Below are 25,886 nucleotides of genomic sequence, written 5' to 3' on the forward strand. Positions count from 1 at the left end.
CGGCCACAGGCCGCCGTTTCGCATTTCAGGTAAAGGCGAAAGTCGATAACCGGCTGATCAATTGCCGGTCTCGGCGCCGAGACGTTCGAAGTCCCTGGTCTTCGGGTCCATGACCCACAATTCCCCATTGCTGATGTCGAACCAGGCACCGTGGATGCGCAGCTTGCCGCGCTCCTCAAGGATCTTCACGCAAGGGAAAGTCCGCAGATTGGCAATCGAATTTCGGATGGAGATGCGCTCGAGGGCCGTCTGGCGCTCGGCTGGCGTCATGGTGGAGTTGCCCTGGATCTGCTCGGCAGCGGGCGCGACGAGGTTCATCCACTTGCCGATGAAATCCCCCGGCGAGAGTGGCTCGGCGTTCGGATCAAGGGCTGCACGAATACCGCCGCATCGCCCGTGGCCCATGACGATGATGTCCTGCACACGCAAGGCCTGGACGGCGAATTCGAGGGCAGCCGAGGTTGAGTGGTACTGCCCGTCCGGCTCGTAGGGCGGCACCATATTGGCAACATTGCGGACAACGAAGAGCTCGCCCGGAATGGAATCGAAGATCACCTCGGGCGCAGCCCGGGAATCGCAGCACGCAATCACCAGCGTATTGGGCTTTTGCCCCTGCTCGGCAAGGACGCGATAGCGGTCACGCTGATCGTGATACCGGCCGCTCATGAAGTTGCGATAGCCGTTGAGAAGTGCGGAGGGAAATTGGCTCATCGCTACCGATTACAGCGCGTGAACGGCACTGGCAACCAAGTGCCGCCAGAGAATTGCCTGGGAAATCAGGAGCCGCTACCGGGCCTCCGCAGGGCGGGATGCAAGAGGCGGCGCATCTGTACCATGGCCATGGGGGTCGAAAGGCTGGAGGCGTCACTCTCCAGAGTCAGCTCGTCACCGCCGCGCTTGGCTGTTTGCATCAGAATTTCGAAGACACTGGACGTCGCCAGTTGCAGCGCCTTTTCTTCGTCCATGCCTTCGAGAAGACGCGCCAGAAAGACGGCGGCCAGGAGATCGCCCAGACCGTTTGGCGGATTGTCGATGAGCCGGTGCTCGGCGAGCAGGGCCGAGCGACCGCTGAGCAGGAGGTTTCCTGTTCCCTTGGCCATCATTGGCACCGCGGAGGTGACCAGCATGCGTTTCGGTCCGAGATCGCCCGCCGCTTCTATGATCGCCTGATTGCTTGGCAGCTCGCGTCCTGCCATCCACTGCAGTTCATAGCGATTGGGTGTCGCAAGATCGGCAAGCGGAATGAGCCGCTCTCGGATGGCCGTTGCGGTTTCGACCGGCACGTAAAGTCCTCCGAGATCGCCAATCACGGGATCGCACACATAGATCAGATCCGAATTCTTTTCTTTTGCAGCCTCAACGAGACGAGCCACGGCTGCCGGCTGGCGGGCGCTGCCGAAGTATCCGGATAATATCGCGGAAACCTCTCCGAGCCAGGGCGCCCTGATCAGGTCATCGATCACGCTGTCGAAGTCGTCATCGGGAAATCGCAGACGCGTCGCCGGACCATGTCCCGGATGCCAGGGAAGCACGATTGTCGGAAGTGCCCAGACTGGCCGACCCAGGACTTCCAGGGCGAACACGGCGGCTCTGTTGCCCACGGATCCTCGGACCACATGGCTCGAAATGACGATAACTGCACCCTTGCTGAATTCGCGCATTTTATGTGATTCGCTTTCTAAGCCAGCAATCGAACTGGAAAGACACCATCTGGTACAAAAATTTCCTGAATCTTACGAATTTGACCGCATATTTTCGCCTGATTTTTTCCTATTCCTGTTCCATACATACTTTTGCAAGCCATTTGCGTGAAGATGAAGCGCAAAGGCGCGATTTACGGAGGGGTACATGGGCAGGACCGGGTTCAGCAAGCGGGATGAATTGCTGGAAAATGCGGAGCAGATGGCGCGAGAACAGGGCGGTGCCCATGTATCGCCCAAAGTCATATTCGGAAGGGCAAGCAACGACGACCTGGATCGCTACGAAGCGTCCATGCTGGCGCGATCGGCCTCGAGAGCCGCAAGTGACATTGCGGGTTGGGATCGCACGACACCCCATATCAGCATCGATACCATCGAGGGCGTCAGCCCGAACGGCATTCCGGTCAGCGTTCTCTCCATCGTCGACCATAACAAGTCCTTCCTCTACGATTCGCTGATGGGCGAGGTGACCAGCCACTATCGCGACATCTATATGGCGGTCCATCCTATCCTTGCCGTGACACCGCGCGGTGACATCTCGCTCTCCAACCCGGACTCCGATCCGGAAGGCGCGATCAAGGTCAGCTATATTCAACTTCATCTGGCGCCGCTCTCGGCGGAGCAGTCCGCCGATTTGATAGGGCGGCTCCAGAACGTGCTGGCGCAGGTCAAGATGGCGGCGACCGACTGGAAGCCCATGCTCAATCTGCTGGAAACAGCGCTTTCCGAGCTTCGGGACCTGTCTGCCGGGCGGACCGAAGCCGAGCGCGACGAGGCGGTTGCCTTCGTCGAGTGGCTGCGCAACAACAATTTCACCTTCCTCGGCATGCGGGAATACACCTATTCGGGCGATGGAGCCGAAGCGACCGTTGAGCGCGACAAGGGCAGCGGCCTCGGCATTCTCTCGGACCCTGATGTTCGCGTGCTTCGCCAGGGGCAGAATCAGGTCACGACGACCCCCGAGATCCTCGCCTTCCTGCAAGGTCCCGACTACCTCATCGTCACCAAGGCGAATGTCAAATCCGTCGTCCACCGCCGCGCCTACATGGACTATGTCGGCATCAAGCGCTTCGGACCGAACGGCAAGGTCGCAGGCGAGCTCCGCATCGTCGGCCTGTTTACAGCCACCGCCTATACGCGCTCGGTCAATCAGATCCCGCTCTTGCGCGCCAAGGTCGAGAAGGTCGTGTCCCATTTCGACTTCGACCCTCGTAGCCATTCCGGCCGCATGCTGCAGAACACGCTGGAAAACTATCCCCGCGACGACCTCTTCCAGATCACACCGGACCTGCTGGCAAAGTTCTGCGAACAGATCAACGATCTCTCCGAACGCCCGCGGGTGCGCGTCTTGCCGCGCATCGACCATTTCGATCGTTTCGTCTCCCTGATCGTTTACGTCCCCCGTGAAGACTACAACTCCATGGTCCGCGAGAAGATCGGCCTCTATTTCCAGTCCGTCTACAAGGGGCATGTTTCAGCCTTCTATCCGGCCTTCCCCGAAGGCGGCGTGGCCCGCGTGCACATCATTATCGGCCGACGCGAAGGGACGACGCCTCAGATCCCCCAGGCGACGCTTGAAGAGGCGGTTCGTCAGATCACCGCTCGCTGGGCGGATCGGTTCGTGGCCCTTGCCGGCAAAGGCGCGCCGACGCTTGAAGTGGGGCAGGCATTCGAGGAAGCCTTTACCCCCGAAGAGGCGGTCAGCGATCTCAAGCACATCAAGGCCTGCATCGCAGGAGCCCCGCTGTCGCTCGAATTCCACCAGGTGACGGACGAGCGCGGCCCGCTTCTCTATCTCAAGATCTTCCACATGGGTGATCATCTGCCCCTGTCGCGTCGTGTCCCTCTGCTTGAAAACCTCGGTTTCCGGGTGATAAGCGAGCGTACCTTCGACATCGGCATCGGTCGCTCCGACGACGACCAGAGTGTTGTCGTTCTCCACGACATGGAACTGCAGGTTCCAGACGGGATAAACTTCGACATCAAACAGCATGCGATACAGGTTGAAGAGGCCTTTCTTGCGGCCTTTACGGGTGCGGTCGATAACGACGCATTCAACCGCCTGATCCTGGCGGCGAGCGTCACTGCCCGCGAAGCATCGGTACTGAGGGCCTATGCCGCCTATCTCCGGCAGGCCGGCGCGGTCTATCCCCTGACCTACATGGCGGAAACGCTGACGAAGCACCCGGCCATCGCAGCGGACCTGGTGACCCTCTTCAAGAACCGCTTCGATGTCTCGCTGGCTGAGAAAAGCCGCAAGACCCGCCACGCAGAACTGCTTGACGCGCTGGAAAGCAAGCTGAACGACGTCAAGATCCTTGATGAAGACCGCATCGTGCGTCGCTACATCAATGCGATCGAGGCGACACTTAGAACCAACTTCTACCAGAAGGGCTATCAACAGAGCGATCGCCCGATGCTTGCCTTCAAGTTCGATCCGCACAAGCTGGAAGGCCTACCCGAACCGCGTCCGTTCCGCGAAATCTTCATCTACGGCGTCGAGGTCGAAGGCGTCCATCTGCGCTTCGGCAAGGTCGCCAGAGGCGGTCTGCGCTGGTCGGATCGCGCGCAGGACTACCGCACGGAAGTGCTTGGCCTCGTCAAGGCGCAGCAAGTCAAGAATGCCGTGATCGTGCCGGTCGGTGCGAAGGGCGGCTTCTTCCCCAAACAGCTCCCCCCTGCGACCAACCGCGAAGCCTGGTTCGCAGCCGGCACGGAAGCCTACAAGACCTACATCCGCACCCTCCTGTCGATCACCGACAACATCGTTGCCGGTGAGATCGTTCCGCCAGCAGACACCCTCCGGCCGGATGGCGATGATCCCTATTTCGTCGTGGCCGCCGACAAGGGCACGGCGACCTTCTCCGACACGGCGAACGGCCTCGCTCAGGAAGCCGGCTTCTGGCTCGACGATGCCTTCGCCTCTGGCGGTTCTGCTGGATACGACCACAAGAAGATGGGCATTACCGCCCGCGGCGCCTGGGAAACGGTCAAGCGTCACTTCCGTGAAATCGATACCGACATCCAGAAGACGCCGTTCACCGTGGCTGGCGTCGGCGACATGTCGGGCGACGTCTTCGGCAACGGCATGCTGCTGTCGGAACAGATCAGGCTGATCGCGGCCTTTGACCACCGCGACATCTTCATCGATCCCAATCCCGATCCGGCCATCTCGTTTGCCGAACGCAAGCGGATGTTCAACCTGCCGCGATCCAGTTGGCAGGACTATGACCGCTCAACCCTGTCGGCCGGGGCGATGATCATCTCTCGTGCAGAGAAATCCGTGAAACTCACCCCGGAGGCGGCCGAGGCAATCGGCCTTGCAACGACCACCGCCACGCCGATGGACATCATGACGGCAATCTTGAAGGCGCCGGTGGATCTCCTCTGGTTCGGCGGCATCGGCACCTACATCAAGGCGGCGGCGGAGACCGACGCCGAAGTCGGTGATCGCGCCAATGACGCAATCCGGGTCCACGCGGCGGATGTCCGTGCCAAGGTCATTGGCGAAGGTGCCAACCTGGGCGTCACCCAGAAAGGCCGTATCGCCTATGCCTTGAATGGAGGTCGCTGCAATTCCGATGCGATCGACAACTCGGCCGGGGTGAATTCCTCGGACGTCGAGGTCAACATCAAGATCGCCCTGAGCCCGGCCATGCTGGAAGGGCGTCTGCCACGCGAGAAGCGCAATGTGCTGCTCGCCGAGATGACGGACGAAGTTGCAGATCTCGTGTTGCGCAACAACTATCTCCAGTCGCTCTCGATCTCACTTACTGAAGCCAAGGGTGCCGGCAACCGCGAAGAGCTGAGCCGGCTCATGGATTATCTCGAGGGCATGGGGCGCCTTAACCGCAAGGTCGAGACACTTCCGGATTCCGCAGGCGTCGCAGAGCGCTACGTCTCGGGCAAGGCGCTGACCCGACCGGAAATCGGCGTGCTTCTCTCCTATGCGAAGATCGTGCTCTTCGATCAGTTGATCGAGTCGGATCTTCCGGACGACAGTTATTGCGAGGCGACGCTGTTCAACTACTTCCCGGCCGCCATGCGCGATACCTTTGCGACCGACATCGCTGCACATCGCCTCCGCCGTGAAATCATCGCGACGGTTCTTGCCAACCACGCCATCAACCGAGGCGGCCCCGGCTTTGTCGTTTCGGTCTGCGACGCGACGGGGAGCTCTCCTGACACCGTCGTCAAGGCCGCACTGGTCACCCGCGAGGCGCTCGGTCTGACGCCGCTCTGGGACAAGATCGACGCCCTGGACGCCCGCATCCCGGGGCAGACGCAGAACAGGCTCTACGCGATCATCTCGGAGATCTATGCGGCCATGACCCGGTTGCTGATCGATACCGGCTTCGTCAAGGGATCGATCGGCGATGCCGTGACGCAGTTGAAGGCTGCGGTGGCTTCGGCGTCACCCGTGTTCAAGAAGACGGTTCCGGCCGCCCTTCGCCAGCATTTCGACGACCAGATTGCCGCCCTCATCGAAGCCGGCGCACCGCAAGCCTTGGCGGCTGAGGTCGTCAATCTGCAGACCATGCAGCTGCTGCCCGAGATCCTGCAGATTGCCGAACGAACCGGCGCCGATTTCGCCGGAGCCATGCGCGGCTTCTTCGCTGTCTCCGAGGCCTTCCGTATCGGCCGCATTATCGAGAATGCCGGACGGATCCAGACAACGGACCACTATGACAGTCTGGCCCTGACGCGCAGCCTCGACCGTATCGGTCAGGCACGCAGACAGATCGTCTGTGTGGCGCTGACGAGCCACGGCAGGGATCCACAACCGGTTCAGGCATGGATCGCGACGGACAAGAACCGTGTCGAGCGGATCGGCAAGGAACTGGCATCGATCGTCGACAGCGGCGAACCGAGCATTTCCAAACTCGCGGTCGCTGCCGGACTTCTGGGTGATCTTGCACAGGACCACGTGAGGTGACACTGTCCCGGGGCTTTAGAGCCTCTGGGGGATGCCTGTGACGACAAGTGAAGACGTGAAGACCAGCCACGGCCCCATCGACAGGGGTGTCCGTGGCTGGATGTTTTTTGACTGGGCAGCGCAACCCTTCTTCACCGTAGTCACGACCTTCATCTTCGGTCCGTATTTCGTCTCACGGATGACCGATGATCCGGTGAGCGCCCAGACCGCCTGGAGCAATGCCGCGACGATTTCCGGCGTCATCATTGCCATCCTTGCACCCATTCTCGGTTCAATCGCCGACGAGTCCGGGTCCAGGAAGCCCTGGATCGCCTTCTTCGCGCTGATCAAGATCGCCTGCCTCGCCCTTCTCTGGACAGCCGCTCCGGGCTCGCCCGTCGCTCTCGTGATGCTGTTGATGATCCTCGCCAGTATCGCAGCGGAGTTTTCCATCGTCTTCAATGATTCCATGATGCCGCGCCTTGTCAGCCAGCAGGATGTCGGGCGGGTGTCCAACATTGCCTGGGGCATGGGCTATATGGGCGGCATGATCGTGCTGATCTTCGTGGTGCTCTTCCTTGCCGGCAACCCGACGACCGGAAAGACGCTGATCGGGTTCGATCCGCTGTTCGGGCTGGACCCGGCAGCGGGCGAGGATGCTCGCATCACCGGCCCGATTTCCGCGGTCTGGTATCTGATCTTCATCTTGCCGATGTTCTTCTTCACCCCGGATGCAGCGAAGGGCAAAGCTTTGGGCGCGGCCGTCCGGTCGGGTCTTCGCGAGATCCGCTCGACACTTGGCGAATTACGCCACCGCAGCAATATCCTGCGTTTCCTCATCGCCCGGATGATCTACCAGGACGGCGTCAACGGACTTCTCGTGCTGGGCGGTGTCTTCGCTGCCGCCATGTTCGGCTGGTCGACGATGGAAATCGGCATCTACGGGATCATCCTCAACATCGTCGCGATCTTCGGCTGCCTCGTGGCCGGTCGCGTGGATAGGGCACTCGGCTCCAAAGTGGTGGTACTGGTGAGCTTGGGATTGCTGATCATTGCCACCTTCGGGATCATCTCGACCGGCGTCGACTTCACCCTCTTCGGGCTGGTGAGCCTGCCGATCACAGGCACCGACGGACTGTTCGCCACCCCCGCCGAAAAGGCCTATGTCCTCTACGGCCTGTTGATTGGCATGTCCTTCGGCCCTGTCCAGGCCTCGTCGCGCTCCTATCTCGCCCGCAGCGTCGAACTGCACGAAGCCGGCCGTTATTTCGGTATCTACTCCCTGTCAGGCCGCGCGACGAGTTTCCTCGCGACGCTGTCCTTCTCTGTGGTCACCGCATGGTCGGGCTCGCCGCGTGCCGGCATGGCCACACTGCTGGTGTTTCTGATTGGCGGCCTCGTCCTTCTCTTGAGGACGAATTACCCGGCAACGGACAAGGGGACGAGCCTATAAAAAAAGGCCGGTGGATCGCCCCACCGGCCATTTGTTTTCATCAGCGATCGGGCTTCCTCAATGGCGGAAGTGACGGACGCCGGTAAAGACCATCGCCACGCCGTGCTCGTCGGCGGCTGCAATCACTTCTTCGTCGCGCATCGAACCACCGGGCTGGATGACAGCCGTGGCACCTGCTGCGATCGCGGCCAGAAGACCGTCAGCGAAGGGATAGAATGCCTCGGATGCAACGGCCGAACCCTTGGTCAGCGGTGCCGCAAGGCCGAGAGCCTTGGCAGCGTCTTCGGCCTTCAGCGCTGCAATGCGGGCGGAATCGACGCGGCTCATCTGGCCGGCGCCGATGCCGGCGGTCTGGCCGTCCTTGGCGTAGATGACGGCATTCGACTTCACGTGCTTGGCGATCTTGAAGGCGAACTTCATATCCTCGAGCTCGGTGGCGGTCGGCGCGCGCTTGGTCACCACCTTGAGGTCGAGATCCTCGACCATGACATTGTCGCGGCTCTGGACAAGCAGACCACCGGAGACCGTCTTGGCCATGACGCCGCGGGCGCGCGGATCGGGCAGGGCGCCCGTGGTCAGCAAGCGCAGGTTCGGCTTGGCGGCGATGATCGCCTTGGCCTCGTCGGTGACTTCAGGCGCAATAATGACTTCGGTGAAGAGCTTGACGATTTCCTGCGCGGTCTCGGCATCGAGGAGCTGGTTGAGCGCGATGATGCCGCCGAACGCCGAGGTGCTGTCGCAGGCGAGCGCTCGCTTGTAGGCCTCGACCAGGCTTGAACCTGTCGCGACGCCGCAAGGATTGGCATGCTTGATGATCGCGCAGGCCGGGCCGTTTTCCGGCGGGAATTCGGCGACGAGTTCGAACGCCGCATCCGTATCGTTGATGTTGTTGTATGAAAGCTGCTTGCCCTGCAGCAGCGTCGCGGTCGCAACACCGGGACGGTGGTCGCCGGTGACATAGAAGCCCGCGCTCTGATGCGGGTTCTCGCCGTAGCGCATCTTTTCCTTCAAGACGCCGCCAACGGTCCGGTAGGCAGGCATCTCGATCTCGAGCGCTTCTGCAAACCAGTTGGAGATCGCAGTGTCATAGGCAGCGGTGCGGGCATAAGCTTTGGCCGCAAGCCGTTGGCGCAGCGCATAGGTCGTCTGGCCGTCATTTTCGGAGAGCGCGGCAATCACCTCGGCATAGTCGGCAGCATCGGTGACGACCGTGACATAGGCGTGGTTCTTCGCCGAAGCGCGGATCATGGCCGGTCCACCAATGTCGATGTTTTCAACGGTGGTCGGATAGTCGCCACCGGCCGCGCGAACCTGCTCGAAGGGATAGAGGTTGATCACCGAGAGATCGATGGCTTCGATGCCATGCGCCTTCATCGCCTCGACATGCTCTGCATCATCCCGGATCGACAGCAGACCACCATGGACCAGCGGATGCAGCGTCTTGACGCGGCCATCCATGATCTCGGGGAAGCCCGTGATCTCGGAGACATCGATGACCGGCAAGCCGGCCGCAGCAAGAGCCTTGTGGGTGCCGCCAGTCGACAGAAGACGTACGCCGCGCTGGTGCAGCGCCTGCGCGAATTCGACGATACCGGTCTTGTCGGAGACCGAGAGAAGTGCGGTACGCACGCGCACGAGGTCAGGGGCGGGGATCTTTTTGGAAACGACGGCCATGGTTCACTCCGAGCTGGCGGGCGCCCGGAAATGCGGCAGCGGGCGCGATGCCGCCGCCTAGCACAGCTTCACCTGTGAGGAAACCGCAAGATGCCCGCCATCAGGCGTGATGCGCGAGAAACCAGCGTATTTCCGGCCCCTCGAAGACGATCTCCAGCTGCTGCGACGGACGGATGCCCGAAACATCGGCGAAGAAGACATCTTCACCAATGGCGATTTCGCCGACGGGGATGGAGAAGGACCAGCTCTCGCCATCAGGAGCCACCAGCCTGATCTTCCGATCGTCGGAACGCTCGACGGTGATTGTCGGATGAACATGGAAACGCGCAATGACCTCTGCACCCGGCAGATTGGGAGTCGGCAGGCCGTCCGGCAACAGCAGGCGGTCCCGCCCGGCGATCTTGGTGCCCTGCTCGTTGATCCGGATCTCTCGCTCATGCAGGACACCGAAGCGCTTCACATAGCCGTCGTGCCGTGCCGACAGCCGGTCACTGCCATCGGGACCGGTCTGTCGTTCGACCTCGATTTTGGAGGGGCCCGACAGCATGATCGTGCCGAGGCGGGACGACTGCGCGATCCGCGCCGAGGAAACGTCACCAATGCACACGGTGCTATGGGCAGCCGTAGCACGCGCCAATTGACGGAGCCGCTCCCCTGCAAAGCGCGGTGAGCCGCTATTGATGAGGAAACGGTTCCGTCCGGAGGACAATTCGAACGAGAGACAACCGGCGTGGGCCGTGCTCGAAAGCCGCGCCGAGAGGGGTTTGCCTGTGTCGACCAGGATCGTCGTGTCACCACCGGAAAGCCGCTGATAGCCCCCATGCGGCAAGGCCTTGAAGGGCTGCCCAGCCGTCTCGTCATATCTGAGAACACTCATGAGATCGGTGGCCAGCGAGGAACTTGCACCGTTGAACAGAGCCACATCGCCGCTGCTGTGGCGGAAGAAACGCACGGCCGGGTACATGCGGTCGATGACCGGAATAAGCTTGGCTGGAACCTCATGTCCGAGGTTGATGTAGCTTTGGCGAAGCGGCAGAAGGTCGAAAAGCAGATCGACAGAGGCCTGCGGATTGCGGGAGACATGGCTTCCATCCGCCAGAACCTGCCGGTCAAGCTCCCGGTCAAGCAACCGTCCTGCGCGGCGGACTGCCGCCGGACGCGCCTCGGCTGCAATCGACGCCATGGCGATGGCGATGCGCGCCTTGAGGCGCGGGAGACCGTCGGGCATCGAATCGGCACGGCGCTGAAGGTGGCGCACCTGCTGCCCAAGTGAGGACGTGAACCGACGGTAGAAGCCCGCATCGGCTTCGTGCAGCACGATCGGTGAATGCGAAAGCCAGCTGATGATCCGCCGGGACACGACCTCATTGTCCCAGGCGACACCCTTGCTACGGCCGCCATGCAGGCTGATCCACTGGTCCGTGATCCATCGCGCCTTGTCGCAGGCGGCAGCCGTCTTGTCGGCGCGAATATGGCGCAGCCAGCCAAAACCGTGCAGGCGGCGTGCAAACTGGACGGACGGCAGCTCCAGTTCGAAGGGAGATTGACCCTCGGTATCCAGAACACGCCCGGCGAGTGGAAAGCGCCCGTTGACGATCTCATCCGCCACAAACGAGTCGATCGCCCTGAGATCTGTCGGTGCCACGACGACTCGGTTTACGCGGAAAGCCCCGCGCTGCACCGCCGAAGGCATAACGATGGCAGCCGCCTGCCGCATGCGTCGCCAGGTTTCGGCGACGTGCAGCGAGATCAGTCGGACGCGATCATTGATTCGCATAATGGTTCCTGTCACCAGATCATGATGATCCAGCCATTCCGGTTGTCCGAGCCCGAGCAATGCGAAGGGATAGGGCCTTCGGGCTCCTGGCGATGGGCACGAAATGACAAGTCATATCGCCGTGCCCCGGTCATGCGGAGCAACGGTCCACGTTCACGCAGACTTCCCAACAGGTTTATTGAGATATTAGTTAAGTTTTAGCAATGATCGCGGCGTAGAAGCCATCAAGCCCGCCATTTTCTCGAAGCATGTCGGGCGTGGTCCTGAACTCACCCTTGGCGGTGATCGCTGCTTCCAGCCCGAGCCAGTCGGCCGGATCGATCGACTGCAGGCGCAGGTCAGGGATCTCCGCCAGCACCCGGGCAACAATCTCTTCGCCTTCGGAAGGGTCAATGGAGCAGTTGGAAAAGACCAGACGGCCACCCGATTTCAACAGTGTTACGGCGTGACGCAGCAACTTCTCCTGCAGCTCGGCGAGCTTGGCGATATCGGCCGCATTCTTCGTCCAGAGAACATCCGGGTGGCGACGCGTCGTACCGGTCGATGAACAGGGTGTATCGAGCAGGATCGCATCGAACGTCTCGTTCTCGTCGAGGTCGAGCAGGTTCGCACACCGGATTTCGACCGAAACTCCCAGGCGCTGGAGATTGGACTCCAGACGCTTCAGGCGCGACTTCGATTGCTCGACGGCCAGAACATCGCCGCCGGCGAGCACCAGCTGTGCCGTCTTGCCGCCAGGTGCGGCGCAAAGATCGGCAACCCGTTTTCCTGTGAGATCACCGAACAACTTTGCCGGAATCGCGGCGGCGGCATCCTGCACCCACCACTCACCATCCTCGAAACCTTCGAGCGCGGTCACCGATCCACGAAACCGCTCGAGACGGACACTGCCGGTCGGCAAAACCTGTCCGCCAAGCCGCGCAGCCCAGCCGGCTGCATCCGACTTCACGGTCAAATCGATCGTCGGGGACTCCAGTTGGGACGCAGCGATCGCAAGCGCTCGCTGATCACCATAGACTGCCGTCAGGCGTGCCATGAACCAATCCGGCAAGCAGGGAAGATCATCCACGGCAGCGAGAAGCTCCGCCTTCTCACGACCGATGCGGCGCAGGATGGCATTCACCAGCTTCGAGAAACGACGACTTCTGGGATCGCCATTGGCCTGCTCCACGGCAAGGTCAACAGCCGAATGATCGGGCACATCGAGATAGAGCATCTGCGCCGCAGCCACGATCAGAAGGTGATGCAGGGAGCGGGCACCGTCCGGCAGCGGGGTGTCGAGCAGTTCCGCGATAATCGCCTCGATCCGCGGCAGATGGCGCAGCGCGCTCTGAAGGATGGCCTTCACGAGGCCGCGATCGGCATCGTTCAATGGCAAAAATGCGGGATTGCCATGCTCTGAATCCAGCATACCGTCGAGCGACGTCTTCCGATCGATCACCGCTGCCAGGATTCGGCTTGCGGCAATTCGGGCTTCGAGCCCCGGCTTCAAGGGCTGCCGAGAGGCATGATCTCCATGCTTCCTGTTGCCATTGTGCTTGCTTTTCGGTTTGCCCGTCGATGTGTCGTTCAAGACCATGGTCCCTTGGGTGGTTCGGCTTTACCGCGTCCCCAACCGGTGGTCGGAACAGAACGCGCAGTTCGCGTTGCCTTAACAGGGGCCTCAGGCGGCGTCGATCCCCCAGGCCGGATATCGCTCATGGCCATTAGCGCTTCGATGCGATTGCGCGTGTTGGGATGAGTCGAAAAGAGATTGTCCATCCGCTGACCGTTCAAGGGATTGATGATGAACATATGGGCGGTCGCCGGATTGCGCTCCGCCTCCACGTTCTCGATGTGAGACGCGTCGCCGGCGATCTTCTGCAGGGCCGATGCGAGCCAGCGGGGCTGCCCGCAGATCTCCGCCCCGCGGCGGTCGGCCGCATATTCGCGCGTCCGGCTGATTGCCATCTGGACCAGCATGGCAGCAAGGGGGGCAACAATCATCGCGATCAGGACACCGACAAAGCCGAGCGGATTGTTGCGATCGTCACGCCCGCTGGAAAACAGGAAGGCGAAGTTCGACAGCATCGAGATCGCACCCGCCAGTGTGGCGGTGATGGTCATGGTGAGCGTGTCGCGGTTCTCGATATGGGCCAGCTCGTGGGCCATGACACCTGCGACCTCTTCCGGGCTGAGCCGCTGCAACAGCCCGGTGGACGCAGCAACGGCTGCATTCTGCGGATTGCGCCCTGTCGCAAAGGCATTCGGCTGCGGGTTGTCGAAGACATAGACCTTTGGCATGGGCAGACCCGCATTGCGCGCCAGATCCCGCACCATGACGTAGAATTCGGGAGCCGTCCGCTCATCGACCTCCTGGGCGCGATAGGCTCGAAGCACCATCTTGTCGGAATTCCAGTAGGAAAAGAAGTTCATGCCCGCGGCGATGACGAAGGCAATCATCATGCCGCCCCTGCCACCGATCAGGAAGCCGACGCCCATGAAGAGGGCGGTCATGAAGGCGAGCAGCATGGCAGTCCGCATGGTATTCATGTCGTGGTCCTCTAAAAGCAGCGCTCTTGGCAATTCTGTTGCCGTTTTCGCCTGTTGATTTAAAAAGCGCCGACCCCAATTTCAATGTTTGCGCATGAAATGCCGTCTCAGCAAAGGACGATGTGATGTCAGAAGATCGTGAAGCCGAAGTCAGTGTCGAGGAAATGCCGCGTGAACTGAGCCCGGCTGCGAAACGGGCACTCGCGGAAGCGGAGGAGCGACGCCGGAAGGAGGAGGCTCAGCAGATGCCGCCCGAAATCGGCGGACGCGGCGGTGCCGATCCTGCGCGCTTCGGAGATTGGGAGATCAAGGGTCGCGCGATCGATTTTTAAGGAATAATTACCCATTGATTTGGGTCGGATATCGGAATACATTCCTATAATGTTCCGATCAGCGCTTGTTCCTTTGACAGTTTTCCCGATGCTGGCGTCCGAAGCGCCGGTAAGCGCATCCAGCCGTCAGATCGAAGGGCCTGTTACGGCCGAGGTCGTGAAGATCATCGATGGCGACACGGTCCTTGTGGAAGCAATGCCTTGGCCAGATCACAAGGTCAGCACCTATGTGCGCCTGCGCGGCATCGATGCGCCCGAGCTGCGGTCGAAATGCCCCGCCTTTCGTGAGGCGGCCCTTGAGGCGAAGAGCGAGCTCACGAGCCTGGTAGAGGGCGAGCGGATGGTGCAGTTGACCGCAATCTCCGGCGACAAGTATTTCGGCCGCGTAGTCGCCGATCTCAAATTGTCGAATGGCACTCGACCGGCGGAGCTTCTCCTACAGGCAGGTCTGGTCGAGCCCTATAACGGGCGGACGAAAAGCAAGCGGCCCTGCCCGAATGACTGACATGAAAAAGGGGCTCCCGGCGGAAGCCCCTCTTTTGATTGAGATCTGTTTTGATCAGGCGATCTTGTTCTGGCGGTTCGCGATCAGGTCGTCCACGACAGCCGGATCGGCCAGCGTCGAGGTATCGCCAAGCGCGCCGAAATCGTCCTCGGCGATCTTGCGCAGAATGCGGCGCATGATCTTGCCCGAGCGCGTCTTCGGCAGACCGGGTGCAAACTGGATCTTGTCCGGCGTCGCGATCGGACCGATTTCCGTCCGCACATGCTTCACCAGATCGGCTCTGAGCGCATCATTGCCCTCGTGACCCGACATCAGGGTGACATAGCAATAGATGCCCTGGCCCTTGATAGTGTGCGGATAGCCGACGACGGCCGCTTCGGAAACGAGGTGGTGCGAAACCAGAGCCGATTCGACTTCCGCCGTTCCCAGGCGGTGACCGGACACGTTCAGGACGTCGTCGACGCGGCCCGTGATCCAGTAATAGCCGTCTTCGTCCCGGCGGCAGCCGTCACCTGTGAAGTACTTGCCCTTGTAGGTGGAGAAGTAGGTCTGCACATAACGGTCGTGGTCGCCATAGACGGAGCGTGCCTGACCAGGCCAGCTGTCGGTGATGCAGAGATTGCCGTCGGTCGCCCCCTCCAGAACATTGCCTTCATTGTCGACAAGCTCAGGCTTGATCCCGAAGAATGGCTTGGTTGCCGAACCCGGCTTGAGATTGGTCGCACCCGGCAGCGGCGTGATCATGATCCCGCCGGTTTCGGTCTGCCACCAGGTATCGACAACAGGCGACTTCTGCTCGCCGACGACGTTGTAATACCATTCCCAGGCTTCCGGATTGATCGGCTCGCCGACGGAACCCAGAAGACGGAGCGACGAACGGTCCGAACGCTTGACGAAATCGTCACCCGCACCCATCAGCGAGCGGATAGCCGTCGGTGCGGTATAGAAGATGTTGACCTTGTGCTTCTCGATCACTTCCCAGAACCGTCCCTGATCGGGGAAGGTGGGAATGCCTTCGAACATCAGCGTCGTCGCGCAGTTCGAAAGCGGCCCGTAGACAATGTAAGAATGCCCGGTGACCCAGCCGACATCGGCAGTACACCAGTAGACGTCCCCATCGTGATAGTCGAAGACATATTCATGCGTCATCGAGGCATAGACGAGGTAACCGCCCGTGGTGTGCATGACACCCTTCGGCTTGCCCGTTGAACCGGAGGTGTAGAGGATGAACAGCGGATCTTCTGCCTTCATCTTCACCGGCGGGCAGTCTGCCTTGACCGTATGCACTTCCTGGTGATGCCAGATGTCGCGGCCCGGTGCCCAGCCGATCTTGCCACCGGTGCGGCGCACGACCAGAACCTTGTTCACGATGACATACTGCTTGGCGGCGATGTCGATCGCGATGTCGGTGTTTTCCTTGAGCGGCACCGGCTTGCCGCCGCGAACGCCCTCATCGCAGGTAATCACGAAGGTTGATTCGCAGTCGACGATACGGCCTGCGAGTGCTTCCGGCGAGAAGCCGCCGAAGACGACCGAATGGATGGCACCGATACGGGCGCAAGCGAGCATTGCATAGGCCGCTTCCGGAATCATCGGCATGTAGATGGTGACGCGATCACCCTTCTTGACGCCGTGCTTCTTCAACACGTTCGCCATACGGCAAACATGCTCGTAGAGCTCGTTATAGGTGATCTTCTTGTCGATATAGGGGTTGTCACCTTCCCAGATGATGGCGGTCTGTTCGCCATGCGTCTTCAGGTGGCGGTCGATGCAGTTATAGGAGACGTTGGTGAGGCCGTCTTCGAACCACTTGACGGGAACCTTGCCCTTGAAGGACGTATTCTTGACCTTCGTATACGGCTTGAACCAGTCGATCCGCTTGCCGTGTTTGCCCCAGAACTTCTCGGGGTCCTCGATGCTCTCCTGATACCATTTCTGGTATTTGTCATCATCGATCAGGGCGCGGGTTTTTGCCGATTTCAGCACCGGATAGGTTTTGGCTGACATGAACTCCTCCTCATGTTGACGGGCCACTAATGGCGACCAGGACCGTCCTCCCCGGCCTATCGCCGCCATTCATAGCAGGTGCAACATGGCCAGCAATTAGACAAAGGTCATTCGTGACTTCGCGAATTGCAATTTCGTTACATAATCGCTATAAGGACGCCGAATTCCCGGAAATAGTGGTTTAAACCCACGGCCCGCGACAACCGGCGCGGACCCTCAGAAGGATTGTATCCATGGCCCAGACACTGCTCATGCCGAAGGCGACCGCTGTATGGCTCGTCGACAATACCGCGCTGTCATTCGACCAGATCGCGCAGTTCTGCAAGCTGCACCCGCTCGAGGTGAAGGCGATTGCGGACGGCGAAGCAGCTCAGGGCATCAAGGGTCTCGACCCGATCGCAACCGGCCAGCTCTCGCGCGACGAGATTGGCCGCGCTGAAAAGGACGTGAACTACAAGCTGAAGATTTCCGAGCCGAAGGTCCGCGTCCCCGACTCGAAGCGCCGCGGCCCGCGTTATACGCCGGTCTCGAAGCGTCAGGATCGTCCGAATGCCATCCTCTGGCTGGTTCGCAACCATCCGGAACTGAAGGACGCCCAGATCTCGCGTCTCGTCGGCACCACCAAGTCGACGATCGAGCAGATCCGCGAGCGCACGCACTGGAACTCGGCCAACCTCGCACCGATGGACCCGGTCACGCTTGGCCTCTGCAGCCAGATCGACCTCGATCTCGAAGTCGAAAAGGCATCGAAGGGTCGTCCGCTGCCGACCGCTGCCGAACTCGGCGCGACTCTGCAGTCTGCAAGCGAGACCGAAAACCTCGGCTTCAGCTACGAGCGCGAAGAAGAGAAGGAAATCGACGCCAACGCCGTCTTCGCCAAGCTGCAGTCGCTCAAGTCCGACCGCAAGAATGACGACGAAGACGACCAGTACTGATCAGAGATCGGTACAAGCGATGCACCCCGGCAGCCCAAGGCGGCCGGGGTTTTTTCTTGCCCGCCTGATGGTTCAGGCGCTTGCAACCGTTTTGGCCGATGCCGGGACCTGACCATGCGCCTGCAACACTGCCGTGATCTCGTCGAGGATTGCAGGATCGTCGATTGTCGCAGGCATCTTCCAGGGTAGACCGTCGGCGATCTTCTGCATCGTGCCACGCAGGATCTTGCCCGAGCGCGTCTTCGGCAGACGATCAACCATCAGCACCATCTTGAAGGCTGCCACGGGCCCGATTTCGTCGCGCACCAACTGAACGACTTCCTTGGCGATCACAGCATGGTCGCGATGCACATTCTTCTTCAGGATCAGGAAGCCGCAGGGAATCTGTCCCTTCAATTCGTCGGCAATCCCGATAACAGCGCATTCCGCCACATCGGGATGCATGGCGCAGACCTCTTCCATGGCACCGGTCGAGAGACGGTGACCAGCGCAATTGATGATGTCGTCGGTCCGCGCCATGACGAAGACATAGCCGTCTTCGTCAATGATGCCGGCATCCGCCGTCTTGTAGTAGCCGGGAAACTCCTCGAGGCAAGAGGCGCGAAAACGTTTGTCGGCATTCCAGAAGGTAACCAGACAACCCGGAGGAAGGGGAAGCTTCGCGACGATGTTTCCAAGCGTGCCAGGAGCGACCGGATGTCCCGCGTCGTCGAGCACTTCGAGCGTGTAACCCGGCATGGCCTTGGTCGGTGATCCGTGTTTCACGGGAAGCAGTCCCAGGCCCGCAGGGTTTGCGGCGATCGCCCAACCTGTTTCCGTCTGCCACCAATGGTCGATGACAGGTATCTTCAGGATCCGTTCCGCCCATTTCAGCGTTTCCGGATCGGCCCGCTCACCGGCCAGGAAGAGGGCGCGAAGACCGGAGATGTCATAGCGCGCGACATGTTCGCCCTCCGGATCGTCACGACGGATCGCGCGGAAGGCTGTCGGCGCCGTGAACAGCGCCTTCACGTCATGGTCGCTCACCACACGCCAGAAGGTGCCGGCATCCGGCGTGCCCACCGGCTTGCCCTCGAAGATCACGGTGGCATTGCCGGCCAAGAGCGGACCATAGACAATGTAGGAATGGCCGACGACCCATCCGATGTCGGAGGCGGCCCAGAAGACTTCTCCAGGCTTGACGCCGTAGATGTTCTTCATGGTCCAGTTGAGAGCGACCATATGGCCGCCATTGTCGCGCACGACGCCCTTGGGCTGACCGGTCGTTCCCGATGTATAGAGAACGTAAAGCGGGTCGGTTGCGGCCACCGGCACGCATTCGACAGACGAGCCGTTGATCTTTTCCTGTTCGATCGCCTGGGCCAGATCGACATCGCCATGCTCGTAGCGAAGGGGCGCATGATACTGGTCGCGCTGCAAAATCAGACAGTAATCGGGCTTCACCTTAGCCATGTCGATTGCCTGGTCGAGCATCGGCTTGTAGGGGACGATACGTCCAGGCTCGAGACCGCAGCTCGCGCCGATAACCACTTTGGCGCCGGAATCGTCGATGCGGGTCGCGAGCTCATGCGCCGCAAAGCCGCCGAAGACCACGGAATGCACGGCGCCGATACGCGCGCAGGCAAGCATCGAGAAGACGGCTTCCGGGATCATCGGCATGTAGATGATGACCCTATCGCCCTTCGCGACGCCGTGATTGCGCAAGACGGCCGCTATCGCAGAGACTTCCGTCAGCACCTGGTCATAACTGTAACGTGCCGTTTGACCGGTCATTGGACTGTCATAGATGACGGCCGTATCAGCACCACGCCCGGCTTCCACATGACGGTCGATGCAATTGTAGCAGGTATTGGTCTCTCCACCGGGAAACCAGCGACCATAGGTGCCTTGTGAGGCGTCGAAGACCGCGTCCGGCGCCTTGAACCAATGAACCTGTTCCGCAGCCGTGGCCCAGAAGCCCTCCGGATCTGCTGTCCAGGAATCGTAGATGTCCTGATAGCTCTCGCGCATGTCGATCCTCCCATGACAACGCTTGAGGCTTTCGCCTTTGGCATCATTTTAGGATCGACGAAGGAAGGAGGAAAGAGAGACCAAAGCGCTATGCCGAAGGTCTAAGGCAACTTAACGTGTGCCAAAAATTGCCGATCCGACTCTGACGCTCGTTGCTCCAAAGCCGATGGCGGTCTCGAAATCGCCGGACATGCCCATCGACAGCTTCGAAAGCCCGTTTTCTTCGGCGAGTTTGGTAAGCAGAGCGAAATGTGGCCCGGGATTCTCATCGACCGGCGGGATGCACATGAGGCCCTCGACTTGCATCGCAAGTTCATCGCGGCAAAGCGCGACAAAAGACCCAACATCATCGGGCGCAATCCCCGCCTTCTGAGGCTCGAGACCGGTGTTGACCTGGATGTAAAACCGTATCGACCGGCCCTGCCGCTTTGTCTCCTCTGCGAGCGCTCGGGCGATCTTCTCGCGATCGACTGTCTCGATGACATCGAACAGCGCGACAGCATCGGCTGCCTTGTTCGACTGAAGCGGGCCGATCAGATGCAGTTCGAGATCAGGAGTTTCCGCCTTCAGTTCAGGCCATTTCCCCTGGGCTTCCTGCACGCGGTTTTCCCCGAACACCCGCTGACCCTCGACAATCGTCGGGCGGATATGTTCGGCATCGAAGGTCTTGGAAACCGCGACGAGTGAAATCGAATCCGGCTCACGACCTGCCTCCTGCGCAGCCTTTGCGATTTTGCCCCGGACGTCCTGGAGCCGCTCTTCAACCGACATGCCCAACCCTCGTTTTCATCTGCTCGATATCTGGTGTCATCAGATCTTTCGGCAAGGGGTTAAAGGCAGGCTGCGGCCATGGCAAGCGCTTGGCGGGAAAGGCCTTGCGAATGCCTCAAAAACTTGACGCTTGGCCGGTTTCATGATGAAGGTCGGCCCTCTCTTTTTGATGCTATTCCCGGAAATGCGATCCATGGCTACCGAACGTTACAATCCGCGCGACGCCGAGCCCCGTTGGCAGGCGAAATGGTCCGAAGACAAGGTCTTCGAGACCGACAATGCCGACCCGCGCGAGAAATACTACGTGCTTGAGATGTTCCCCTATCCGTCGGGACGCATCCATATGGGCCATGTCCGCAACTATGCGATGGGCGATGTCGTCGCACGCTACAAAAGGGCACGGGGCTACAATGTGCTGCATCCGATGGGCTGGGACGCCTTCGGCATGCCGGCGGAAAATGCCGCGATGAAGAACAAGGTCCACCCCAAGGCCTGGACCTATGAGAACATCGCGACCATGCGCGGTCAGCTGAAGTCCATGGGCCTGTCGCTCGACTGGTCGCGCGAATTCGCGACCTGTGACGTCGACTACTACCATCGCCAGCAGCACCTCTTCCTGGACTTCCTGGAAAAGGGCCTGGTCTATCGAAAGAACTCCAAGGTCAACTGGGACCCGGAAGACATGACCGTGCTCGCCAATGAGCAGGTCATCGATGGCCGTGGATGGCGCTCCGGCGCGCTGGTCGAACAGCGGGAACTGACCCAGTGGTTCTTCAAGATCACCGACTTCAGCCAGGATCTGCTCGACGCGCTCGACGAACTCGATAACTGGCCGGAAAAGGTCCGGTTGATGCAGAAGAACTGGATTGGCCGCTCGGAAGGCATGGCCATCCGCTGGGAAGTCGCCTCCGGCAGCGAAGCCGGCGAAGTGACCGTTTACACCACCCGGCCCGATACCCTCTTCGGCGCATCTTTCCTGGCAATCGCCGCTGATCACCCCTTGGCCAAGGAAGCCGCCGCGCGCGACGCAGCCGTAGACGCCTTCTGCCAGGAATGCCGCCATGCCGGCACGTCGCTCGCAGCACTGGAGACGGCCGAGAAGAAGGGCATCGACACCGGTATCCGCGTGAAGCACCCGCTCGATGCGAACTGGGAGCTGCCGGTCTATGTCGCGAACTTCGTGCTCATGGAATACGGCACGGGCGCGATCTTCGGCTGCCCCTCCGGCGACCAGCGCGACCTCGATTTCGCCCGCAAGTATGACCTGCCCGTCGTGCCGGTCGTTATGCCGAGGGATGGTGACGCCGCAAGCTTTACAGTCGGCGACACCGCGTTCACCGATGACGGCGTGATGATCAATTCGCGCTTCCTGGATGGGCTCTCCACAGCGGAAGCCTTCGAAGACGTCGCAAACCGCCTTTCGTCCCAGCAGCTCAACGGCACGCCGCAGGGCGAGCGCAAGGTCAACTTCCGCCTGCGCGACTGGGGCATCTCCCGCCAGCGCTATTGGGGCTGCCCGATCCCGGTCATCCATTGCGACGATTGCGGCGTCGTGCCCGTCCCGAAGAAGGACTTGCCGGTGAAGCTGCCTGACGACGTCAGCTTCGACAAGCCGGGCAATCCTCTCGACCGTCACGCGACCTGGCGACACGTTGCCTGCCCCCACTGCGGCAAAGACGCCCGTCGCGAGACGGACACCATGGATACCTTCGTCGATTCGAGCTGGTATTTCGCGCGTTTCACGGCACCCTGGGAGGACAATCCGACGGATCCCGCCGTTGCCAACCGCTGGCTGCCGGTCGACCAGTATATCGGCGGCATCGAGCACGCGATCCTGCACCTGCTCTATTCGCGCTTCTTCACGCGCGCCATGCGCGAAACCGGTCATCTCGATCTGAAGGAACCCTTCAAGGGCCTCTTCACGCAGGGCATGGTCGTGCACGAAACCTACAGCATCGGCGAAGGTCTGCAGCGCGAGTGGGTCGCCCCGGCAGATCTGCGTATCGAAGAGACCGATGGTGCACGTCGCGCGTTCCTGCTCAGCAATGGTCAGGAAGCCAGGATCGGCTCGATCGAAAAGATGTCGAAGTCGAAGAAGAATGTCGTCGATCCCGATGACATCATCGGCTCCTACGGTGCCGATACCGCTCGCTTCTTCGTTCTCTCGGATTCGCCGCCGGATCGTGACGTCATCTGGTCGGAATCCGGCGTCGAGGGCGCACACCGCTTCGTTCAACGCGTCTGGCGTCTCGTGTCGGAAGCTGCCGAGCGGTTGAAGTCCGTACCTTCGAATCCGGCTAAGGACGGCGACGGACTGGTAATCTCGCAGGCGGCGCACAAGACCTTGAAGGCTGTCCAGGGTGACCTCGACAAGCTGGCCTTCAACAAGGCGATTGCGCGCATCTACGAACTGGTCAATGCGCTGGCTGCACCGCTGACGAATGTTGCGGCAGGGCAGGGAGATGCAGCTTACGTTGCAGCTGCCCGCAATGCGGCGGAGATCCTGGTACATCTGATCGCGCCAATGACGCCGCATCTCGCCGAGGAATGCTGGTCAGTTCTCGGAAATGACGGCCTGATCGCCAGGACAGACTGGCCTCAGTTCGACGAGGCGCTGGTCGCCGAAAACGAGATCGTTCTGCCGGTGCAGATCAATGGTAAGAAGCGTGCCGAATTGACAATCGCGCGCGACGCAGACCAGAATGCCGTCCAGGAAGCCGTTCTGGCGCTCGACGCCGTCAAGGCCGTTCTCAATGGCCAGGCCCCGAAGAAGATCATCGTTGTCCCGCTAAGGATCGTGAACATTGTCCTCTGAATTCAAGCCTTCCAAGCTGCTTCGGCGCTCGGTTCTGATCGGCGCGGCTCTGCTGATGGCGGGCTGCCAGGCTCGTCCGCTCTATCAGGATACCAATGGCGAAACCCGCGGCGCATTGGCTGCGATCGCCTATTCCGAAGCGACCAGCCGCATCGGCCTCGAGACGCGCAACCGATTGATCTTCTTGACCAGCGGCGGTGACGAAACGAAGACCCCGGAATATCGGGTCGACCTGACTGTCAGCGGTGGTGTCGAGGGTATTCTTCTCGATGAAACCTCCGATACGGCAAACTCGGGTCGAGCCGTCGTCATGGGCACTTATACGCTGAAGCGGATATCGGACGACACGGTGCTGAAGACAGGCCGTCGTTCGGGGGTAGCTCTCTTCGATTATCCGCGCCAGGAGTTCGCAAAGCTCCGTGCCGTGCGTGACGCGGAGACCCGGGCCGCCCGCGAGCTTGCTGAAATCATCTATGCCGATCTTGCCATGGCTCTCGGTCGCTGATCTGCGGCCATGGTTGAGGTCAAATCGCATGAATTCGAAGGGTTCCTGGCCAAATCGGCCAGGCACTATCGGATGTTCGTTATTTACGGGCCTGATCGTGGACTCGTTGCAGAGCGCGCCTCACAGGTTGCAAAGACAACCGGTGTTGATCTCAACGACGGCTTTGCACTGATTCGTCTGGATGCCTCCGACATCCAATCTGATCCGGGTCGCCTCATCGACGAGGTCAACGCCTTCGGGCTGTTCGGCGGTGAGAAGCTGATTTGGGTTCGAGGCGCCGCCAACGAGAAACAGTTGGTCGACGGTTTGGCGCATCTCGCGGCACATCCACCCGAGGGCAGCTATCTTCTGATCGAAGCCGGTGACCTCAAGAAGGGGTCAGCACTTCGCAAGGTCGCCGAGGGAGAGCGCAGCATCGCCTGCATCGCCTGCTACCAGGATGATGCACGAGCGCTGAATAGCCTGATCGACGCGGAATTGGCGGCCGCCAATTTGCGCATTACGCCGGCAGCACGCGAACTTCTGCTGGAATCGATTGGTGGCGATCGGATTGCGTCCCGCAATGAAATACAGAAGCTGGTCCTCTACTGCATGAAGGACGAGTTGATCGACGAGAACCATGTGCTCGAGATCGTTGGCGATGCGAGTGCAGTATCGACTGACGAGGTGGTCGATGCCGTTTTGTCAGGCGATCCTGATGGATTTCTCCATGCCGTCCAGAAGGTCATTGCCTCCAAGACCGCTGTCTTCCTCGTCCTGCAGGGCACGATGAAACAGATGCAGCTGCTGGAAACCATGCGCCTGGAGATGGAAGAGCGCCAGCAGCAGGCTTCGCAGGTCATGCAGACGCATGGGCGGGGAATTCACTTCAAGCGCAAACCGATAATCGAGAAAGCGTTACGGAACTGGAACAGTTCTGAGCTGGCCCGGGAAAGCGCAAGACTGAACGCCGCGATCCTCCAAAGCCGCCAGAACGCGCAGCTTGAAGACAATCTGGCAATCCAGACGCTTCTTGCGACAACGCTGCAGTCAGCTCGAAGGAATCGCCGCGCCTGATCAGCGTGCTTCGAGCAAGCGGCAGATCTCTTCGAGCTGATCGAGCGTCTTGTAATTGATCTTCAACTGACCGCCGCCGCCCTTGTGGTTGATCGACACTGACAATCCGAGGCGATCTGAGAGGCTGCGCTCCAGGGCGATGGTATCGGAATCCTTGGATTCACGCACATCTACGGGGGCAGGGGACTGCTGTGCCTTGATATGGTTCTGCGCCAGCTTCTCAGCATCGCGAACGGAAAGACCCTTCTGGGCGATCGTCTTGGCAAGAACGACGGGATCCGGAGTAGATACAAGCGCGCGCGCATGACCCGCTGAGAGGCTGCCATCAGCCAGCATGTCCCGAACCGGATCAGGGAGTTTCAACAGTCGAAGACTGTTGGCAACATGGCTGCGGCTCTTGCCGATGATCTCACCCAGATCATTCTGGGTATAGCCATGTTCGGCAATCAGCTGCTCGTAGCCAAGAGCTTCTTCCAGCGGATTGAGATCGGCGCGCTGAACGTTTTCGACGATCGCCAGTTCAAGTGCTGTCCGGTCATCGACATCGCGAACGATGACGGGGATCTCAACGAGGCCGGCGAGTTGTGCCGCGCGCCAGCGACGTTCGCCGGCAATGATTTCGTAGCGATCGCTGCTCGTGGTCCGTACGACGACAGGCTGCACGATCCCGTGCTGGCGAATGGATCCGGCCAGATCCTGAAGTTCGGCCTCGTCGAAATACCGGCGAGGGTTTTTGGGGCTACGGGCCACGAATTCGATCGGAACAGTCCGGTCCGCGCTAACGGTCGGGCGCGCCTCGCCGACGGGAACTGGCTGATCCATCTCGCCGATCAGCGCTGCAAGTCCACGCCCGAGGCGCCGTTTCGATACGTCTTCGCTCATACTCACACCCTTGTACG

The 25,886-nt window shown here is 60.5% G+C and carries 18 protein-coding genes; 8 read left to right on the top strand and 10 right to left on the bottom strand.

Annotated elements, in window-relative coordinates; all coding sequences use genetic code 11:
• Positions 1 to 57: 57 nt before the first annotated feature.
• Together GH983_RS19715 and pdxY are read right to left on the bottom strand one after the other, a co-directional pair.
• Positions 58 to 711: a carbonic anhydrase gene (locus GH983_RS19715; RefSeq protein WP_069042752.1), complete on the bottom strand. Its 654-nt coding sequence runs from the start codon at positions 709 to 711 to the stop codon at positions 58 to 60.
• A 65-nt stretch (positions 712 to 776) separates the two neighbouring features.
• A complete protein-coding gene (gene pdxY / locus GH983_RS19720; RefSeq protein WP_153763294.1) occupies positions 777 to 1,661 on the bottom strand; it encodes a pyridoxal kinase PdxY in 885 nt (294 codons plus the stop codon).
• A gap of 187 nt (positions 1,662 to 1,848) precedes the next feature.
• Between pdxY and GH983_RS19725 the strand changes: the two genes are divergently transcribed.
• Both GH983_RS19725 and GH983_RS19730 read left to right on the top strand, forming a co-directional pair.
• Entirely contained in the window at positions 1,849 to 6,636 is a 4,788-nt protein-coding gene (locus tag GH983_RS19725; RefSeq protein ID WP_153763295.1) for an NAD-glutamate dehydrogenase, read from the top strand.
• A gap of 100 nt (positions 6,637 to 6,736) precedes the next feature.
• Positions 6,737 to 8,068 carry an MFS transporter gene (locus GH983_RS19730; RefSeq protein WP_246727587.1) on the top strand — a complete coding sequence of 444 codons (1,332 nt, stop codon included), beginning with the start codon at positions 6,737 to 6,739 and terminating at the stop codon, positions 8,066 to 8,068.
• A 57-nt stretch (positions 8,069 to 8,125) separates the two neighbouring features.
• Here GH983_RS19730 and purH read toward each other — a convergent pair whose 3' ends face one another.
• The 4 genes from purH to htpX all read right to left on the bottom strand — a co-directional run bounded on the left by purH (position 8,126) and on the right by htpX (position 14,051).
• Complete coding sequence (gene purH / locus GH983_RS19735) at positions 8,126 to 9,742, bottom strand: bifunctional phosphoribosylaminoimidazolecarboxamide formyltransferase/IMP cyclohydrolase (RefSeq protein ID WP_153763297.1); 1,617 nt, start codon at positions 9,740 to 9,742, stop codon at positions 8,126 to 8,128.
• 100 nt (positions 9,743 to 9,842) lie between these two features.
• On the bottom strand, positions 9,843 to 11,519 hold the full coding sequence (locus GH983_RS19740) for a heparinase II/III family protein (protein WP_153763298.1): 1,677 nt from the start codon (positions 11,517 to 11,519) through the stop codon (positions 9,843 to 9,845).
• A gap of 190 nt (positions 11,520 to 11,709) precedes the next feature.
• Entirely contained in the window at positions 11,710 to 13,098 is a 1,389-nt protein-coding gene (locus tag GH983_RS19745) for an RsmB/NOP family class I SAM-dependent RNA methyltransferase (protein ID WP_153763299.1), read from the bottom strand.
• On the bottom strand, positions 13,089 to 14,051 hold the full coding sequence (gene htpX / locus GH983_RS19750) for a zinc metalloprotease HtpX (protein ID WP_054150030.1): 963 nt from the start codon (positions 14,049 to 14,051) through the stop codon (positions 13,089 to 13,091). The genes GH983_RS19745 and htpX overlap by 10 nt, the downstream gene beginning before the upstream one ends.
• A 125-nt stretch (positions 14,052 to 14,176) precedes the next feature.
• Between htpX and GH983_RS19755 the strand changes: the two genes are divergently transcribed.
• Together GH983_RS19755 and GH983_RS19760 are read left to right on the top strand one after the other, a co-directional pair.
• On the top strand, positions 14,177 to 14,383 hold the full coding sequence (locus GH983_RS19755; protein WP_054150029.1) for a DUF1674 domain-containing protein: 207 nt from the start codon (positions 14,177 to 14,179) through the stop codon (positions 14,381 to 14,383).
• Positions 14,384 to 14,471: 88 nt separating this feature from the next.
• The gene (locus GH983_RS19760; RefSeq protein ID WP_246727446.1) at positions 14,472 to 14,888 is read left to right on the top strand and encodes a thermonuclease family protein; all 417 of its coding nucleotides are present in this window, start codon (positions 14,472 to 14,474) and stop codon (positions 14,886 to 14,888) included.
• A gap of 54 nt (positions 14,889 to 14,942) precedes the next feature.
• Here the strand turns inward: GH983_RS19760 and acs are convergent, their stop codons facing one another.
• Complete coding sequence (acs, locus tag GH983_RS19765; protein ID WP_054150027.1) at positions 14,943 to 16,895, bottom strand: acetate--CoA ligase; 1,953 nt, start codon at positions 16,893 to 16,895, stop codon at positions 14,943 to 14,945.
• Between the two features lie 233 nt (positions 16,896 to 17,128).
• Here acs and GH983_RS19770 point away from each other — a divergent pair, with 233 nt between their 5' ends.
• The gene (locus tag GH983_RS19770; RefSeq protein WP_069042742.1) at positions 17,129 to 17,830 is read left to right on the top strand and encodes a DUF1013 domain-containing protein; all 702 of its coding nucleotides are present in this window, start codon (positions 17,129 to 17,131) and stop codon (positions 17,828 to 17,830) included.
• A 72-nt stretch (positions 17,831 to 17,902) separates the two neighbouring features.
• Here the strand turns inward: GH983_RS19770 and GH983_RS19775 are convergent, their stop codons facing one another.
• Together GH983_RS19775 and GH983_RS19780 are read right to left on the bottom strand one after the other, a co-directional pair.
• Entirely contained in the window at positions 17,903 to 19,840 is a 1,938-nt protein-coding gene (locus tag GH983_RS19775) for a propionyl-CoA synthetase (RefSeq protein ID WP_153763301.1), read from the bottom strand.
• Between the two features lie 111 nt (positions 19,841 to 19,951).
• Positions 19,952 to 20,611: a YggS family pyridoxal phosphate-dependent enzyme gene (locus tag GH983_RS19780; protein ID WP_153763302.1), complete on the bottom strand. Its 660-nt coding sequence runs from the start codon at positions 20,609 to 20,611 to the stop codon at positions 19,952 to 19,954.
• A gap of 193 nt (positions 20,612 to 20,804) precedes the next feature.
• Here GH983_RS19780 and leuS point away from each other — a divergent pair, with 193 nt between their 5' ends.
• From leuS to holA, 3 genes are read left to right on the top strand one after another with little or no spacing between them, the layout of a single operon-like run.
• Positions 20,805 to 23,426, top strand: coding sequence for a leucine--tRNA ligase (leuS, locus tag GH983_RS19785; RefSeq protein ID WP_153763303.1), 2,622 nt, complete (start codon positions 20,805 to 20,807; stop codon positions 23,424 to 23,426).
• Positions 23,416 to 23,931: a hypothetical protein gene (locus tag GH983_RS19790; RefSeq protein ID WP_054150023.1), complete on the top strand. Its 516-nt coding sequence runs from the start codon at positions 23,416 to 23,418 to the stop codon at positions 23,929 to 23,931. Before leuS ends, GH983_RS19790 begins: the two co-directional genes overlap by 11 nt.
• A gap of 9 nt (positions 23,932 to 23,940) precedes the next feature.
• Positions 23,941 to 24,987, top strand: coding sequence for a DNA polymerase III subunit delta (gene holA, locus GH983_RS19795; RefSeq protein WP_054150022.1), 1,047 nt, complete (start codon positions 23,941 to 23,943; stop codon positions 24,985 to 24,987).
• Here the strand turns inward: holA and GH983_RS19800 are convergent, their stop codons facing one another.
• Positions 24,988 to 25,869, bottom strand: coding sequence for a ParB/RepB/Spo0J family partition protein (locus tag GH983_RS19800; RefSeq protein ID WP_069042737.1), 882 nt, complete (start codon positions 25,867 to 25,869; stop codon positions 24,988 to 24,990).
• Positions 25,870 to 25,886: the final 17 nt, after the last annotated feature.

The sequence above is a fragment of the Agrobacterium sp. MA01 genome (assembly GCF_009650195.1).
In the GTDB taxonomy this organism is placed as follows: Bacteria; Pseudomonadota; Alphaproteobacteria; order Rhizobiales; family Rhizobiaceae; genus Allorhizobium.

What these genes read in the sequence shown, in the direction of transcription:
- GH983_RS19715 (WP_069042752.1), bottom strand. Translation starts at nt 711, where the DNA reads ATGAGCCAATTTCCCTCCGCACTTCTCAACGGCTATCGCAACTTCATG.
- pdxY (WP_153763294.1), bottom strand. Translation starts at nt 1,661, where the DNA reads ATGCGCGAATTCAGCAAGGGTGCAGTTATCGTCATTTCGAGCCATGTG.
- GH983_RS19725 (WP_153763295.1), top strand. Translation starts at nt 1,849, where the DNA reads ATGGGCAGGACCGGGTTCAGCAAGCGGGATGAATTGCTGGAAAATGCG.
- GH983_RS19730 (WP_246727587.1), top strand. Translation starts at nt 6,737, where the DNA reads ATGTTTTTTGACTGGGCAGCGCAACCCTTCTTCACCGTAGTCACGACC.
- purH (WP_153763297.1), bottom strand. Translation starts at nt 9,742, where the DNA reads ATGGCCGTCGTTTCCAAAAAGATCCCCGCCCCTGACCTCGTGCGCGTG.
- GH983_RS19740 (WP_153763298.1), bottom strand. Translation starts at nt 11,519, where the DNA reads ATGCGAATCAATGATCGCGTCCGACTGATCTCGCTGCACGTCGCCGAA.
- GH983_RS19745 (WP_153763299.1), bottom strand. Translation starts at nt 13,098, where the DNA reads ATGGTCTTGAACGACACATCGACGGGCAAACCGAAAAGCAAGCACAAT.
- htpX (WP_054150030.1), bottom strand. Translation starts at nt 14,051, where the DNA reads ATGAATACCATGCGGACTGCCATGCTGCTCGCCTTCATGACCGCCCTC.
- GH983_RS19755 (WP_054150029.1), top strand. Translation starts at nt 14,177, where the DNA reads ATGTCAGAAGATCGTGAAGCCGAAGTCAGTGTCGAGGAAATGCCGCGT.
- GH983_RS19760 (WP_246727446.1), top strand. Translation starts at nt 14,472, where the DNA reads ATGCTGGCGTCCGAAGCGCCGGTAAGCGCATCCAGCCGTCAGATCGAA.
- acs (WP_054150027.1), bottom strand. Translation starts at nt 16,895, where the DNA reads ATGTCAGCCAAAACCTATCCGGTGCTGAAATCGGCAAAAACCCGCGCC.
- GH983_RS19770 (WP_069042742.1), top strand. Translation starts at nt 17,129, where the DNA reads ATGGCCCAGACACTGCTCATGCCGAAGGCGACCGCTGTATGGCTCGTC.
- GH983_RS19775 (WP_153763301.1), bottom strand. Translation starts at nt 19,840, where the DNA reads ATGCGCGAGAGCTATCAGGACATCTACGATTCCTGGACAGCAGATCCG.
- GH983_RS19780 (WP_153763302.1), bottom strand. Translation starts at nt 20,611, where the DNA reads ATGTCGGTTGAAGAGCGGCTCCAGGACGTCCGGGGCAAAATCGCAAAG.
- leuS (WP_153763303.1), top strand. Translation starts at nt 20,805, where the DNA reads ATGGCTACCGAACGTTACAATCCGCGCGACGCCGAGCCCCGTTGGCAG.
- holA (WP_054150022.1), top strand. Translation starts at nt 23,941, where the DNA reads ATGGTTGAGGTCAAATCGCATGAATTCGAAGGGTTCCTGGCCAAATCG.
- GH983_RS19800 (WP_069042737.1), bottom strand. Translation starts at nt 25,869, where the DNA reads ATGAGCGAAGACGTATCGAAACGGCGCCTCGGGCGTGGACTTGCAGCG.